This is a genomic window from Vreelandella subterranea (assembly GCF_900111305.1).
Taxonomy (GTDB): domain Bacteria; phylum Pseudomonadota; class Gammaproteobacteria; order Pseudomonadales; family Halomonadaceae; genus Vreelandella; species Vreelandella subterranea.
In genome coordinates this window covers 103,803-119,213 of sequence record NZ_FOGS01000009.1, presented here as the reverse complement: position 1 = coordinate 119,213, position 15,411 = coordinate 103,803, and the positions used below count along the sequence as shown (strand labels likewise).

Annotated in this window: 15 protein-coding genes; 7 read left to right on the top strand and 8 right to left on the bottom strand. The window is 57.9% G+C overall.

The window, feature by feature from the left end:
* Positions 1-59 precede the first annotated feature (59 nt).
* Positions 60-1,442 carry a class II fumarate hydratase gene (locus BMX75_RS13745; RefSeq protein WP_092828847.1) on the bottom strand — a complete coding sequence of 461 codons (1,383 nt, stop codon included), beginning with the start codon at positions 1,440-1,442 and terminating at the stop codon, positions 60-62.
* Positions 1,443-1,735: 293 nt separating this feature from the next.
* Here BMX75_RS13745 and BMX75_RS13740 point away from each other — a divergent pair, with 293 nt between their 5' ends.
* Positions 1,736-2,110 carry a phasin family protein gene (locus BMX75_RS13740; protein WP_066315349.1) on the top strand — a complete coding sequence of 125 codons (375 nt, stop codon included), beginning with the start codon at positions 1,736-1,738 and terminating at the stop codon, positions 2,108-2,110.
* Positions 2,111-2,232: 122 nt separating this feature from the next.
* On the opposite strand, the gene hda is transcribed toward BMX75_RS13740, so the two are convergent.
* Positions 2,233-2,937: a DnaA regulatory inactivator Hda gene (hda, locus tag BMX75_RS13735; protein ID WP_092828845.1), complete on the bottom strand. Its 705-nt coding sequence runs from the start codon at positions 2,935-2,937 to the stop codon at positions 2,233-2,235.
* Positions 2,934-4,034 (bottom strand): AI-2E family transporter, encoded by a 1,101-nt coding sequence (locus BMX75_RS13730; RefSeq protein ID WP_092828843.1) that lies wholly within the window; start codon positions 4,032-4,034, stop codon positions 2,934-2,936. The genes hda and BMX75_RS13730 overlap by 4 nt, the downstream gene beginning before the upstream one ends.
* A gap of 195 nt (positions 4,035-4,229) precedes the next feature.
* Between BMX75_RS13730 and purM the strand changes: the two genes are divergently transcribed.
* Both purM and purN read left to right on the top strand, forming a co-directional pair.
* Positions 4,230-5,303 (top strand): phosphoribosylformylglycinamidine cyclo-ligase, encoded by a 1,074-nt coding sequence (gene purM / locus BMX75_RS13725; RefSeq protein ID WP_092828841.1) that lies wholly within the window; start codon positions 4,230-4,232, stop codon positions 5,301-5,303.
* A complete protein-coding gene (gene purN / locus BMX75_RS13720; RefSeq protein ID WP_092828839.1) occupies positions 5,300-6,040 on the top strand; it encodes a phosphoribosylglycinamide formyltransferase in 741 nt (246 codons plus the stop codon). The genes purM and purN overlap by 4 nt, the downstream gene beginning before the upstream one ends.
* Positions 6,041-6,117: 77 nt before the next feature.
* Here purN and dcd read toward each other — a convergent pair whose 3' ends face one another.
* The 4 genes from dcd to cobA all read right to left on the bottom strand — a co-directional run bounded on the left by dcd (position 6,118) and on the right by cobA (position 9,727).
* The gene (gene dcd / locus BMX75_RS13715; protein ID WP_092828837.1) at positions 6,118-6,684 is read right to left on the bottom strand and encodes a dCTP deaminase; all 567 of its coding nucleotides are present in this window, start codon (positions 6,682-6,684) and stop codon (positions 6,118-6,120) included.
* 11 nt (positions 6,685-6,695) lie between these two features.
* Complete coding sequence (gene apbC / locus BMX75_RS13710; RefSeq protein ID WP_092828835.1) at positions 6,696-7,496, bottom strand: iron-sulfur cluster carrier protein ApbC; 801 nt, start codon at positions 7,494-7,496, stop codon at positions 6,696-6,698.
* A 159-nt stretch (positions 7,497-7,655) separates the two neighbouring features.
* Entirely contained in the window at positions 7,656-8,759 is a 1,104-nt protein-coding gene (locus BMX75_RS13705; RefSeq protein WP_092828833.1) for a coiled-coil domain-containing protein, read from the bottom strand.
* 161 nt (positions 8,760-8,920) lie between these two features.
* Positions 8,921-9,727: a uroporphyrinogen-III C-methyltransferase gene (gene cobA / locus BMX75_RS13700; RefSeq protein WP_092828831.1), complete on the bottom strand. Its 807-nt coding sequence runs from the start codon at positions 9,725-9,727 to the stop codon at positions 8,921-8,923.
* 295 nt (positions 9,728-10,022) lie between these two features.
* On the opposite strand from cobA, the gene BMX75_RS13695 reads away from it, so the two are divergent.
* The 4 genes from BMX75_RS13695 (at position 10,023) to BMX75_RS13680 (ending at position 14,070) form a co-directional block, all read left to right on the top strand.
* Positions 10,023-10,919 (top strand): GGDEF domain-containing protein, encoded by an 897-nt coding sequence (locus BMX75_RS13695; protein WP_092828829.1) that lies wholly within the window; start codon positions 10,023-10,025, stop codon positions 10,917-10,919.
* A gap of 41 nt (positions 10,920-10,960) precedes the next feature.
* The gene (locus BMX75_RS13690) at positions 10,961-11,299 is read left to right on the top strand and encodes a 4a-hydroxytetrahydrobiopterin dehydratase (RefSeq protein ID WP_066315311.1); all 339 of its coding nucleotides are present in this window, start codon (positions 10,961-10,963) and stop codon (positions 11,297-11,299) included.
* Entirely contained in the window at positions 11,300-12,490 is a 1,191-nt protein-coding gene (locus tag BMX75_RS13685; RefSeq protein WP_092828827.1) for an amino acid aminotransferase, read from the top strand.
* An 89-nt stretch (positions 12,491-12,579) separates the two neighbouring features.
* Positions 12,580-14,070 carry a SulP family inorganic anion transporter gene (locus BMX75_RS13680; protein WP_092828825.1) on the top strand — a complete coding sequence of 497 codons (1,491 nt, stop codon included), beginning with the start codon at positions 12,580-12,582 and terminating at the stop codon, positions 14,068-14,070.
* Here BMX75_RS13680 and BMX75_RS13675 read toward each other — a convergent pair.
* Positions 14,057-15,388, bottom strand: coding sequence for an MATE family efflux transporter (locus BMX75_RS13675; protein WP_092828823.1), 1,332 nt, complete (start codon positions 15,386-15,388; stop codon positions 14,057-14,059). The two genes, BMX75_RS13680 and BMX75_RS13675, sit on opposite strands and share 14 nt — an antisense overlap.
* Between the last annotated feature and the right edge of the window lie 23 nt (positions 15,389-15,411).

Genomic DNA, 15,411 nt, shown 5'->3' with positions numbered 1-15,411 from the left:
TTCGCACGCCACCTTAATATCTGTACTTCGCGCGACCGTCAGCCAAGCCAGACAGGATGCTAGCCGTTATCCGGCACGCCACCTCGCGTGAGTGCCTCTGGGTCAAGCAGGCGTTCAAGGCTGCCGCGCCCTAGGTCGGTGTGCTCCTCGGCGACATCAATGATCGGCCGCCCGGTTTGATACGCCTCCTTGGCGATGGCCGCTGCCGCATTGTAACCAATCACGCTGTTAAGTGCCGTGACCAGAATGGGATTGCGAGCGAGCGGCGCCTCAATGTTGTCCCGCCGCACCTTGAACGTCGCAATGGCACGGTCGGCTAACAGCCGCGTGGTATTGGTCATCAGCGTGATGCCCGTCAGCAAGTTATAGGCCACCAGGGGCAGCATGACGTTCAACTGAAAATTCCCGCTCTGCCCGGCCACCGTTATCGCCGTATCCAGCCCAATCACCTGGGCGGCGGCCTGCGCAGCGGATTCCGGAATCACCGGGTTCACCTTACCGGGCATGATCGAACTGCCCGGTTGAAGCGCCTCGAGCTCGATTTCACCCAGCCCGGCAAGCGGCCCGGAGTTCATCCAGCGCAGGTCATTGGCGACCTTCATGACAATGCACGCCAAGCCCTTGAGATGCCCGGACAGCTCCACGGCCGCGTCCTGGGAGGCAATGCTGGCAAAAAAACTGTCGTTGGGCGTAAACGTCAGCCCCGTTTGCTCAGTTAGCTGAGCGGCCACCTGGTCGGCAAACCCTTGCGGTGCGTTAATGCCTGTGCCGACAGCTGTACCGCCCTGCGCCAGACGACATAGCCGCGTCAGGCAATTATCCAGCCGCTCGATGGCCTGCCCCAGTTGGCTCGACCAGGCACCCAGCTCCTGGTCCATGCGCAGCGGCATGGCATCCATGAGGTGGGTGCGGCCGGTCTTGACCACATCCGAAAGCTCGTCAGCCCGTGAATCGATGGTACGGCGAAGATGCACCAGCGCCGGGCGAAGCGACTCATGCACCGCCAATGCAGCCGACACATGGATCGCTGTCGGGATCACATCGTTGCTCGACTGCCCCATATTGACGTGGTCATTGGGCAGAACCTCAACACCACGACGGCTGGCCAGGGTGGCGATGACTTCATTGACGTTCATGTTGCTGGAAGTGCCCGAGCCGGTCTGAAACACATCCACCGGAAAGTGCTCGTCGTGATCGCCATTGATCACTTCCTGGGCAGACTGCCTGATTGCCTCGGCGCGATCCGGATCCAGCTCACCCAGCACGAGATTGGTCTGGGCGGCGGCAAGCTTGATGCGTGCAATCGCGTGAATAAAGGCGACCGGCATCGGGCTGTGCGAGACCGGAAAATTATTCACCGCGCGTTGCGTCTGGGCGCCATACAATGCCTCGGCAGGAACTTCCAGCTCCCCCATACTGTCGCGTTCAATGCGCGTTTTCATGGTAATCCTCCTTGTCGATATCGGCAGCTAAACGTCGGTACGGTAATTTACCGACATGCCATCGTGAAACGGATTTAATTCTAGACTAGTGGCCGCAGTATAAAACTCAAGCGACCCGCCATCAGCCTTATTGCCCGATCATGTTACACCGCATGCATGTTGCACTGCACAAAAGCGCCTGCTATGCTGCAACACATAACACAAGGGAAAAGCACCACGGGACGATGTGTCGTCCAGCGATGCTACCCCTTTCATTTAGATGCGTTAGCACCGCTAAATCAGGAGATTTGATCATGAGCACTTTCAACACCAACGAGTGGACACAGCAGTTCGACAATTTCTTCATGGCTCCAGCACGCGCTTATGCCGCGCTGAGTGTCGACATGACAGAAAAGCTTTTCAATGCGCAGCTTGATGCGCAGAAAGCCTATGTCGATACCAGCCTTGCCCAGGCACGCAAGCTGATGAGCGTCAAAGACGCCGAAGAGCTTCGCAGCTACATGGAAAATCAGCAGAAAGTGGCTAAAGAAGTGGCAGAACGCCTCAAAAGCGATGCGGATAACGTTGTTTCTCTACAGCAGGACTTCGTTCAGAAAAGCCAGAAGATTACCGAAGACAACATCAAGCAGGCGCAAACGGCTGCCAGCAAGATGGGTAAAACGGCCTGATTGTCATAACGGGTCGCTTGCATGACCGAGTGTCATGCACATAAAGGTAGACGAAAATTGACGAGCCGCTAGCCACCGCTGGTGGCTTTTTTATTTTCCCTGGCCTTATCACTCGACCAGCATTACCAGTCCAGTGCGGATTTCACAAACGGGATGGTCAATTTACGCTGGGCGGAAAGCGAGGCTTGATCCAGCGTTTCCAGCGCTCGGCAAAGCGCGCCAAGTTCACGCGGCCCGCGATGCAGAATATAGCGGCCTACATCGTCGGGCAATTGCATCCCGCGGGCATGGGCCCTTAACTTTAGCGCCGCCAGACGGTCATCGTCATTGAGCGGATGCAGGTGGAACACCGTCCCCCAGGTCAGCCGCGAGGCCAGGTCGGGTAAGACCACCTGCAATTGACGAGGCGGCGCATTGGCGGCAATCACGAGATGCTTGCCGGCATCGCGCAGGCGATTGAAAGCATGAAAAAGGGCTTCCTCCCAGCGTTTTCGGCCTATCACCTGCTCCAGATCATCGATACAGACCAGGTCGAGCCGCTCGATATCTTCCAGCATCAAGGGTGGAAAATGACCTAGCTCGGCCAACGGCAGGTAAAGGGCCCGCTTGTCTCGATCGGAAGCGGCATGACAGGCAGCCTGCAATAAATGGCTGCGTCCTGAACCCGGCAGGCCCCATAGATAAATGAAATCCTCGCCGGTTTGCGCCCACTGCTGCTGTAGGCGGTCAAGCAATGCCGCATTGACCTCCCCAGCGTAATAGTTATGAAACGTAGCGTCATCGCGCAAACCCACCCCGAGGGGAAGCTGCGCCGGCACCTGGCTCATGAAGACTCCCTATCATCGCCGATCGCGGGCATCTCGTGAGCGTTGTGATCGTCATCGGCGTTATACAGATCACTGCTGATGTAACGGTCCCTGGCCTCACGCAGCAACACCATGATGACCGCCGCGGCGGGCAAGGCAAGCAACACCCCCGTCAGGCCGAATAGGTTACCGCCCGCCAGCACTGCAAAAATAACCGCGACCGGGTGAAGGCCTATCTTGTCGCCTAACAGCTTGGGCTGTAAAACCACGCTTTCCGCCACCTGGCCAATCGTAAACACGGCGGCAACGCCCAGAAGCCCCCACCAGGTATCAAACTGGAAAAGCGCGACAATCAGCGCCACGCACAGCCCCAGGATAAAGCCAAGAAACGGCACGATGCTCACCAGGCCGGAAACCACCCCGATCAACAAGCCAAAGTCCAGCCCGATCAGGGTCAACCCGCTTGCATAGATAATGCCCAGGCAAAGCATGACCAGCAGCTGGCCACGCAGGAATGACGCCAGCACTTCATCACAGCGGCTCACCAGACGGCTAACATCATTCGCCCATTGGCGAGGGATCAGGTTGCCAAGATTGGTGATAAGGCGATCCCAGTCCAGCAGCAGGTAAAACGTCACGACAGGGATCAGCGCCACGTAGGTGATCCAAGACACGAAGGCCATCCCGGAGCGGCCTATCTGCCCGAGTGCCTGGGCCAGATAACCACCGGCATCGCGCCAGTTCTCGACCAGCGTCTCGCGCACATTGATCAGCTCAGAACGTAGGTCGTAACCGGTCCATTCGAACACCTGCGGCGCCAGGGTATTCTCCCCCCAGGCAAAGATACCCGGCACGGCGTCACTTAATTGCTTCAACTGCTGAATCACGAGGGGGATGATGATCAGCAGGCTGACAACCAGAACCAACAGCAGCACACAGAAAACGCTGCTGACGGCCACCGCGCGATTCATCCCCCAACGCTGGAAGTGATTGGCCAGCGGGTCCGCCAGATAGGCCAGGATGATACCGGCAATAAACGGCATTAATACGGCATCCAGTAAATACAGCAGCCCGAACACCAGGACTAATAGCAGGATCCCCCACCATGAATTGCGCATATAACTCCTTTGATGGCCACTGTCACGATAGCCTACTATGCCGGATATAAAGAAAAACCGCCTGCTTTTGTTAACGTCATACGCCAGCCGATGCGAGCCTTGCCACCGGGTGTTACAATCCCGTTCAATTATTGCCCGGCTCTGGCGGCGTACGCCAGTCACTATCGCACCGTACTTTGCTCCATAGGACCTGTCATGACCGACACCTCTTCTTCGCACGCCTCATCGGGACCGTCACTCAGTTATAAAGACGCAGGCGTTGACATCGATGCTGGCAATGCGCTGGTCGATCGCATCAAGCACGTTGCCAAGCGCACGACGCGCCCGGAAGTCATGGGCGGGCTCGGCGGATTCGGCGCGCTTTGCGAGCTACCTCAAGGGTATCAACAGCCGGTACTGGTCTCCGGCACCGACGGCGTGGGCACCAAGCTCCGTCTCGCCATGACGCTCGGAAAACACGACACCATCGGCATTGACCTGGTGGCCATGTGCGTCAACGATCTTATCGTTGCCGGTGCCGAGCCCTTGTTGTTCCTCGACTACTATGCCACGGGTAAATTAAATGTCGATATCGCGGCGGACGTGGTCACCGGTATCGGTGTCGGCTGTGAACAGGCAGGCTGCGCGCTTGTCGGTGGCGAGACCGCCGAAATGCCCGGCATGTACGAAGGGGACGACTACGACCTGGCCGGATTCTGCGTTGGCGTGGTCGAGAAAAGCGAGATCCTCGATGGCAGCCGCGTAGCAGAAGGCGACGTTTTACTCGGCCTGGCCTCCTCCGGGCCTCACTCAAACGGCTACTCGCTGATTCGCAAGATTATCGAGCACAGCAATGCGCCGCTGGATACCCAGGTCGACGGTGTTGCGCTGGGCGATGCCCTGATGGCGCCGACGCGCATTTATGTCAAGGCGCTGCTTTCCCTGCTACGAGACACAGACCTATCGGTTCATGCGCTTTCCCACATCACCGGTGGCGGGCTGCTCGAGAATATTCCCCGCGTGCTCCCCGACTCGCTCGCAGCACGCATCGACACCCAGGCGTGGACGCGACCAGCGGTATTCGACTGGCTTCAAACCCAGGGAAATGTCACCGACACCGAAATGTACCGGGTTCTGAACTGCGGTATCGGTATGGTCGTCGTCGTCCCTGAAGCCGAGGCCAGCCAGGCAATGCGCCACCTCGAAGCCCAAGGCGAAACCGTCTATCGACTGGGACAGATTGAACCACGCCAGCAGGATGCCGTGGTGTTGGAGAATTTACCGGCATGAGCAGCACCGACTACAACAGCGACACCTTGACGGACATGACCCCCGAGCCCACTACGCCACCTCGCGTGGTCGTGTTGATTTCCGGCAGTGGCAGCAACCTCCAAGCGCTTATCGAGGCACAGTCACACGACCGCCTGGGCGGCGAGATTGTGGCCGTTATATCCAACGAGGCCGATGCCTATGGCCTCAAGCGCGCCCGTGACGCCGGTATTGATGCCGTTGCACTGCCGCACCGGGAGTACGACAGTCGTGAGGCTTACGACGGGGCACTGATCAAGGTGATCGAACGCCATGAGCCCGACCTCATCGTGCTGGCGGGTTTCATGCGTATTTTGACACCCCGCTTTGTACAGCGCTTTCTGGGCCGGATGCTGAACATCCACCCCTCGCTGTTACCGGCTTACCAGGGTCTCAACACCCACGCTCGCGCCCTCGCGGACGAGACCAAGCAGCATGGCTGCAGCGTTCATTTCGTTACCGAGGAGCTGGATGGCGGGCCGGTGGTCTTACAGGCCGAACTCAACGTCACCTCTGACGATGACGTTGAATCGCTGAAGCAGAAAGTCCAGGCCCGTGAGCACCTGATCCTGCCCATCGCCGTACAGTGGTTTTTACAGGGGCGCCTTCAATACAGCGGTGACGGCGCCACCATGGACGGCCACCTCTTGCCCCTCCATGGCATGCGACTGTCCCACGCCGACGCTGCCGAAGAGCTCGACGAGTCCGAGTCCGTCTAGGCAGGTCCTACGCCAACGTACAAAAAAGCCGAGCGGCCAACACCGCTCGGCTTTTTTGCTTGGCAGACAGGCATCATTCAGGTACGTGGTAACGTCACGCCGCGCTGGCCCATGTACTTGCCGCCACGATCCTTGTAGGAGGTCTCGCACACTTCGTCGGATTCCAGGAACAGCATCTGCGCGACACCCTCGTGCGCATAGATTTTGGCCGGCAGATTGGTCGTGTTCGAGAACTCCAGGGTGACGTGCCCTTCCCACTCCGGTTCCAGGGGAGTGACATTGACGATGATCCCACAACGGGCATAGGTGGATTTACCCAGGCATATCGTCAACACATTGCGCGGAATACGGAAATACTCCACCGTCCGCGCCAGCGCAAAGGAGTTGGGCGGAATGATGCAGACATCGCCTTTGACGTCGACAAAGCTTTTATCATCAAACGCTTTGGGATCCACGATCGCCGAATGAATATTGGTAAAGACCTTGAATTCATCGGAGCAACGGACATCATAGCCATAGCTGGATGTGCCGTAGGAAATAACGCGCTGGTCGTTAACGTAACGGACCTGGCCCGCTTCAAAAGGCTCAATCATGGCATCGCTTTCTGCCATGCGCCGGATCCATTTATCGGACTTGATGCTCATTAGTTACGTCGTCACTCGCTGAAGGAAATAGTGGGACTTTCTTTATTCTGGCCATCAACACTTTGCGCCACCCGCGTGGCAATTGCGGCAAACGTCTGGCTGACCGACCCTTCCGGCTCCGAAACGACGCTTGGCCGACCTGAGTCGGTCAGCTCACGAATGGACAGGGTCAATGGCAAACGACCCAACACCTCAGTGTCATATTCCTCGGCAATACGGTCGCCGCCGCCAGCACCGAATATCGGGGCTTCATGGCCGCACTTTTCGCAGTGGTAAAGGCTCATGTTTTCCACCACACCCAGTACAGGCACATTCACCTTGCGGAACATCTCGATGCCTTTCCGCGCATCCAGCAGGGCGATATCTTGCGGCGTGGTCACGATCACAGCCCCGGAAACGGCGACTTTCTGGGCCAGGGTCAACTGGATGTCGCCAGTGCCGGGTGGCATGTCGATAAGCAGAAAATCCAGGTTATCCCACTGGGTTTGATTGAGCATCTGCTGGAAAGCGCCCACTACCATGGGCCCACGCCAGACCATGGCTTCCCGGGTATTGACCATGAACGCCATCGACATGGCTTGCAGCCCATGGGCCTCGAGCGGCAGGAATTTATCGTCACCCGCCGCCTGCGGCCGCACGCCCTCGGCGACTCCCAGCATTTGCGCCTGACTGGGGCCATAGATATCCGCATCCAGAACGCCCACACGATAGCCTTGGGCGGATAACGCCAGCGCCAGGTTCACGGTAACCGTAGACTTGCCGACGCCACCCTTACCCGAGGCCACAGCGATGATATGTTTTACGCCTTCCATTTAGACAGACTCCTCGTCTGGCGTTGAATCAATAAGTGCAAGAATCATACTCCTCGCGGGCCAAATCATAAACCGGCACCAAAAAGAACGGGTGCTGACGTATCAGCACCCGCTCATCCAGGCTACGACGCTTGTTCAAAATGCTTAGCTGGCCTCGTCTTACTGGTTGTCGCTTTCGCTGTCAGACGATGGCTCGTCAGCGCTCTGGCTGGCTTCTTCGTCACCACCGTCTTGACCGGTGCTGCCACCCGCATCATTGGCGGCATCAGCCATACGCGAATCCAGCGTAGAGAGCTCGTCACGCCACTCATTCAACTGTGTTTCCAAGCGCTCCAGTTGATTTTCACGGCTGGTCACCTGATCTTCAATCTTGGCTAGCTCTTCGCGGCCCATTTCGATAGCGACCATGACATCATCCATTTCACTGCGCACATCGCTCAGGCTGCTCTCTTCTTCTTCGCGCAGCGCCTGCAGCGATTCAATCTCTTCTTGCAGCGTATCACGCTCGCTGGCTGCGCTATCACGCGCCTGCTGAACCTCATCGCGTTCCGTTTCCGCATTCGAGATATCTTCTTCGAGGCTGGTCAGGCGCTCATTGGCCTGTTCGATTTGCGTATTGACCTCGTCCAGCGTATCTCTTGCCGCGTCACGCTCTTCAACCGCCTGCTGACGTTCGCTAGCCGCTTCCTGGCGGGCTTCTTCTGCCTCTTGGCGCGCATCTTCAGCATTCTGGCGAGCTTGCTCGGCTTCCTGGCGCGCCTGATCGGCTTCCTCGCTGGCCTGCTGAACCTGATCACGCTCTTCGCGCAGGGTTTCCAGCTCGCTTTCCGCGTCGCTTACCTGCTGGTTCAGTTCATCAACGCTGGTTTGCAACGAGTCACGCTCTTCTTGCAGAGACTCAAGCTCAGAACGTGTATCGCTCACTTGCTGCTCGAGGTTTTCCAGGGCCTGCTGCTCTTCAGACTGCTGGTTTTCGAGCGCACTCATTTCCTCCTGCAACGCCGACAGGTCCGCTTCGGCATCGTCAACTTCGTTGAGCTGCCGGGTCAGCGCTGTGTTTTCTTCCTCAACGTCTGCCACCTGCTCTTCCAGCGCCGCGACGCGGTCACGGCTGGTGCCGACGTTAGACTGGGCCATGATCGCCCAGATCACCGCAATCGCGGCGATACCCGCAATCCCTTTCACGCGATTATCGCGGAACAGTGTCTTCATATCCGGCTTGCTATCGGTCGGCTTTTGATCGGTTTGCTGCTCGTCTGACATGTCGCCTCTCCCTTTGGTATTCGCTGCGCGTTACGCGTACCGGTGTTGGCTGCGCATTGGGCAGCAGACAGTGATAACTATCAGCCTGCTAGCTACCAGCATACACAGCTTAGAGTATCTAGCCACTCTGAGGGCAAGACGCTAGCGTTGATAGTTTAACGCTAGTCGCCAGAACCGGCAGGTGGCGTTGGATGCTTGCCTTGGCGAAACCCCTTGGCATCGGTCTGATCCACGTCGAACCATGCCAACTGTGCGTTCAATGACACCACATGGCCGACAATCAACAAGGTCGGTGGCTTTATATGGCCGCTATAGAAAGTATCGGGCAGGGCGCGCAAGCTGCCAATATGCGTTTGTTGCTGCTGTGTCGTGCCCTGCTCAATCAGCGCCAGCGGCGTATCGTCGGCCATGCCGTGGGTGATCAGCGCTTTGCAGATCACATCGACACTTCCCAACCCCATATAAAACACCAGCGTCTGACCCGGGTGCGCCAATGTCTGCCAGTCCAGGTCACACTCACCGTTTTTGAGATGGCCGGTGACAAAGCGCACCGATTGAGCATGGTCGCGGTGGGTCAGCGGAATACCCGCATAGGCTGCACAGCCCGACGCTGCCGTAATCCCCGGAATCACCTCCACGGGGACACCCGCCTCTATCAGGGTTTCAAGCTCTTCCCCACCGCGGCCAAAAATAAACGGGTCGCCTCCCTTGAGTCGAACCACGCGGTTGCCTGCCCTGGCCCAGTCCACCAGGGCCTGGTTGATACCCTCCTGGGGGACGCTGTGCGACGAACGTGCCTTGCCAACATAAAACTGCTGAACCCTTGACGGCAGCAGCGCCAGGATCTCGTCGCTTACCAGGCGGTCGTGCAACACCACATCCGCATGCTGCAAGCGCTTGAACGCCTTGAGCGTCAGTAACTCAGGATCCCCTGGCCCAGCCCCTACCAGGCTGACGCGTCCCTGCATGCATGCGTCATCTTGTATAGACGTGCTGTGCGACAAAACACACCTCATCGGAATAAACAGAATATTTTATATGCATAAACGTAATGCTTTTCGCTCGCATATGCCATTAGCAACGTTAAACCAACGTATTATATATCTTTTTAGTCTCATTGCTTTTTTAGATATAGCAAAAAAATATGTAAATGTATCAAATTGTAGGAAATGGCTTACATTCCAATTACGCTTTTAAAGCTATCCTAGCCGATTGTTTTTTGATGGCACCGCTTTCCAATGGTACAGCTTCGGAGATTCACGCATGTCCGTGAATGATATCCCCTTATCGCTCAACGCCGAGCAACTTATCAGTCAGATTCCTGGCGTCGTCTTTCAGTTCTTCCGGCACCACAATGGCCATATGTCCATTCCGTTCATGGAAGGCGCCGGGGTGACGTCAGCACCGATTGATCGCGACCAACTGGCAGAGGATGCCAATACGGCTCTCGAGCAGTTGACCGGCGCGGATTATCCGAAACTGATGTCAGCCATTGAACGCTCGGCCCAGGGGATGTTGCCGCTGGCCACCCGGTTCCGCCTTGCCCCACCCGGACATAAAGCAAAGTGGATAGGCGTCAGCGCCACCCCCGAACCCATGCCCAATGGCGTTCGCTGGCATGGCATCATGATGGATATCAGCGACCAGGTCAGCGAAGAACAACGGCTTCGCAAGCTGTGCGACACCGACCCCCTTACCAGCCTGCCTAACCGGCGCAAGCTAATGGTCCAGTTGACCCACCTGGCATCGCTGAGCTCGCGACACGGCACTCCGCTATCCATCATGATGCTCGACATCGACCACTTTAAACATATCAACGACCGGTGGGGGCATCTCCAGGGCGATGACGTCCTGAAACGGCTGGCCACCCTGGCGCAATCGCTGCTGCGCAGTGAAGACATGATTGCCCGACTGGGGGGTGAAGAATTCATGGCCCTCTTGCCGCTTACCCCGGTCAAGCAATGCCATCAGTTGGCAGACCGGTTACGCCATCAAATTGCCGAACATGATTTCGGCATCGGCGTCGGCAAGGTCACGCTGAGCATCGGCGTTGCCGAGTATCGCTGTGGCGAACCCATCGCGAGCCTGATCGAGCGCGCGGATCAGGCGCTTTACAGTGCCAAAGATGTTGGTCGTGACTGCGTCTGCCTTCTATCCTGATAGGGCAAGACATTCATCACCCTTATTAAGGAGGTAGTCAAATGACCTCACTGGCCCAACAACAGTGTGAACCCTGCAGCGGCGACGCACGCCCCATGACGCGCAGCGAGTGCGAAAGCCAGCTAAAGACCCTACCCGAGTGGCGAATTGTCGATCACGATGGCATTATGAAGCTGTCACGCAGCTTTACGTTTCGTGATTTTGCCAATGCGCTGGCGTTCACACAGCGCGTGGGCGAACTGGCAGAACAGGCGGGCCACCACCCCGTGATCACCACCGAGTACGGGAAAACCACGGTCACCTGGTGGAGCCACGCGATTGATGGTCTGCACCAAAATGATTTCATTCTTGCCGCTAGAACCGACGAGGTAGCCGAATAAATGTTTGAGCATATTGAGCGAGTCCCCGGAGACGCCATTCTTGGGCTAATCGAAGCTTTCAAAAAAGACACCAATCCTCAGAAAGTCGACTTAGGCGTTGGCGTTTACCGCGATGCGCACGGCAATACGCCGGTAATGCGTGCGGTCAAAGAGGCCGAAGCTCGCTTGCTCAGCAATGAAACCACCAAAACCTATATTGGTTCCCACGGCGCTCCCGCCTACGGGGGCGTTGTGCTGCCAATGGTACTGGGCGCCAGTTCACCCGTACTGGAAGCCAATCGTGCCAGTGCCACCCAGTCGCCCGGGGGCACTGGGGCACTGCGTCTAGCGGCCGATTTCATTGCCACCCAACTGCCCGACAGAGGCATTTGGGTCAGCGACCCGACCTGGCCCAATCACCATGGCATCTTTACCGCCGCGGGTATCGAGTTGCACAAATACCCCTATGTCGACCCCGATAACCGCCTCGACTTTGACGGCATGCTGGGGGCGTTGAAGAAGATCCCCGAAGGCGATGTGGTCGTACTTCACGCCTGCTGCCACAACCCTACCGGGTTCGACCTTTCCAAGTCCCAGTGGCAGCAAGTGCTCGAGGTGGTTAAAGAGCGCCAGTTACTGCCGCTCATCGACTTTGCCTATCAAGGGTTCGGGGAAGGCCTGGATGAAGATGCCTACGGTGTTCGGCTGTTTGCCGAGCAGCTGGACGAGGTGATCATCACCAGCTCGTGCTCGAAAAACTTCGGCATTTACTGCGAGCGCACCGGCTGCCTGATCATGGTGGCTAAAGATGCCGAGCAGATGGAAAACATCCGCTCACAGGTCGCCATTGTCGCGCGGGAAAACTACTCCAACCCGCCCGCCCACGGCGGTGCCATTGTCAGCGAGATTCTGCATGACGCTGAACTCTCCGCCATGTGGCGCGAGGAGTTGACCGAAATGCGCGATCGCATCAATACCCTGCGTCGTGATTTCGTCGAAGCCCTGAAACCCTTCGGGCTGGATGAGAAGTATGCGTGTGTTGCCGAGCAGCGCGGCATGTTCTCCTACACCGGCCTGACGCCGGAACAGGTCGACCGGCTGCGCGACGAGTTCGGTATCTATATGGTGCGCTCGGGTCGCGCCAACGTGGCCGGTTTCTCCCAGGAAAACCTGCCTTACCTGGCGAAGGCGATTGCCGCGGTTAACGACTAGATACGCAGGCAAAGTGCGTTTCCATGCCCAGGCTTGCCTGGGCATTTTTGTTTAGCCCCTCACCGACACCCCATTAACCAGAGGCAGTCATGGCGACGCAACAGCACTACCCGTGGTACAAGAAAGAAGACACCGACGCATTCTTCGCTTTGTTCCAGAACAACATTGCGAACTTTGTCATCATTGCCATCACCATGCTTGGCATGGGTTTTCCTGCCTCCATCGTCTATGGACAAGTGCTGCCCGGCGCGGCGGTTGCCGTGATGGTCGGCAACTTCTATTACGCCTGGAGCGCCTCACGGCTAGCCCGCAAAGAGCAGCGCACGGATGTGACCGCCTTGTCCTACGGCATTTCCACGCCGGTCATGTTCGTCTTCCTGTTCGGCGTCTTGCTGCCCGCCAAGGAGCTGACGGGAGATGTCACCCTCGCCTGGCAGGTGGCAGTGGCCGCCTGTTTTATCAGCGGCGCCATTGAAGCCGCCATCAGCCTGATCGGCCGCTGGGTACAATATCACCTTCCGCGAGCTGCCATGCTCGGTGCCGTTGCCGGGGTGGCGCTGACCTTTATTGCTGGCGAAATGTTGTTCAAAACGCTGGAGATGCCGGTGATTGGCTTGCTGGTGCTGGCCATCATTATTGTTGGCTTGCTTGCCCGGGTCAGCATGCCGCTGAAAATTCCCACCTCGCTATTCGCGATCATCCTGGGCACCGCCATGGCCTACTTGATTGGCGATGCGGGCGGAGATCGCTTCAGCGACGCCTTTACCCACCTGGGTTTTTACCCGCTGCTGCCCAACCTGGCCTGGTGGGAAGGCCTGGGGCTGCTGGCTACTGGCATGCTGGCCATTCTGACCGTGGTGTTGCCAATTACGCTGTATAACGCCATTGAAACCATGAACAACGTCGAGGCCATGGAAGCCGCCGGCGACAAGTATGACGTACGTGAATGCCAGGCGGTCGATGGGGCAGGCACCATGCTGGGCGCCCTGTTTGGCGGCGTCTTCCCCACCACGGTGTATATTGCCACCGTTGGGGCGAAGTGGATGGGGGCCGGGCGTGGCTATAGCCTGCTGAACGGAGCTGTTTACGCCATCGCTACCATGTTCGGGTTAATCGCCATGATTTCGGCGATCATCCCCGTCTCGGTGGTCGCTCCTATCCTGGTCTTTGTGGGCATTTCCATGATCGCCACGGCGTTTCAGTCCAACGACAGCCGTTACTACCCCGCGGTCGCGCTGGCCATGCTGCCCTACTTTGCCAACTACGTGATGACGCGCTTTAACCGCGGCGCTGAGGACATCGTCAGCGATATTTCCACCGCCATTGTAGCCACCGGTCAGGGCGCCATGTTCATGGCCATTTTCCTGGGCGCCATGACGGTCTCCGTGATTGATCATCAGTTTCGACGGGCAGCTATCTTCGCCCTGATCGCAGCGGCTTTCTCGTTTGTCGGCTTGATGCACGCGGCCGAGCTCGGCATCAACGCGGCGCCCAGTTTCAGCATGGGCTATCTGGCGATGGCGCTATTGTTCGGCTACTTTGCGTTTCAGGAAAAGCCCACACCATCTAGCCCGCATTAACCCTCGCTTGCCGGTGAGGACGGGACAGAATACGCCTCAGCAGCAGCCAGGCGACTAACCCGGCAAGCACATTACCCAAGGCCGCTCCGGCGGCCAATCCCCACCATCCGGCCAGTTGCTCACCCAGCCACAGGCAGGGTAAATAGCACATAAACAAGCGTGCGCCAGACAGCAGCATTGCGCGTAGCGGCCAGCCCAACGCATTGCCCGCGGATACCACCAGCATACAGACGCCAAGCGCCGCATAGCTTGGCAGCAGGAAACGAATCAGCAGCACCAGTTCATCCTGTACGTCAGGGTTTCCAGCCAGCACCATGCCAAGCCAGGGTGCCCCCAGCGCCAGCAATATACCCAGGGTCAACTGCCAGACCACCGCCACACCCAGTGCCAGGCGCAGCAGACGATGGATCTGGTCCCAATCACCCGCCCCATAACAACGCCCCAGCCAGGGCGGCAACGACATCGTCATGGCTAAGATCACCATTAACGACAGCGTTTCCAGGCGGCTTGCCAATCCCCAGGCAGCGACTTGGCTCTCACCCAGGCCAGCCACCACCGAAATCGCCAGCATGGCGGCCAGGGGCGGCATAAGCTGACTCACCATGGCCGGCGCGGCAATACCCATGAAAGGCCGCCAAGACTGCCGACCTTCCTGCCATAGCCCTTCTCGCGAAGCCCAGCCGCGTTTCCACAAACGGCCCCCGGTTGCCAGCAACCCAAAGCTAAAGGCAATCGCCGTCGCCCAGGCGGCACCCGGCAGCCCCCAGCCAGGCCACGGCCCTATGCCGAAGATCAGCACGGGATCCAGTGCCAGGTTGATCAGACTGGTGATCACCATCATTTTTCCCGGCAGCCGGGTATCGCCATGGGCACGAAAAACGCTGTAAACAAAATAAAGCAGCGCCCCCAGCCAGGCCGATAACAGCTGCGGCGGCCAATAGCTGCGCAAATGCCCAAAGGTGTTACTTTCGGCGCCTAGCAGGCTGAATATCGGCATCTGAAAGGCCCACAGCAGCATAGCCAGACAAGCAATCACGGCGCCACCCGCCATCAGCACCAGACTGCTCAACCGCTTGGCACGGGCCTTTTCACCAGCCCCCAGTGCACGAGATATCAACGCCGCGATAGCGATACCCATCCCCACCTGAATCCCGATGATCAGAAACGACAGCGGGAAGGTGAACGACTGGGCAGCCAGCGGTACCGTGCCCAGGCGAGCAATAAAGGCGCTATCAACCAGTTGGAACCCAAGTAGTGACAACACCCCAATTGCCATCGGCCAGGTTTGCCGCCACAGGGTTTTGCCCAATCCTGCCATTTGCTGAGTGCTAGCCGCCAACA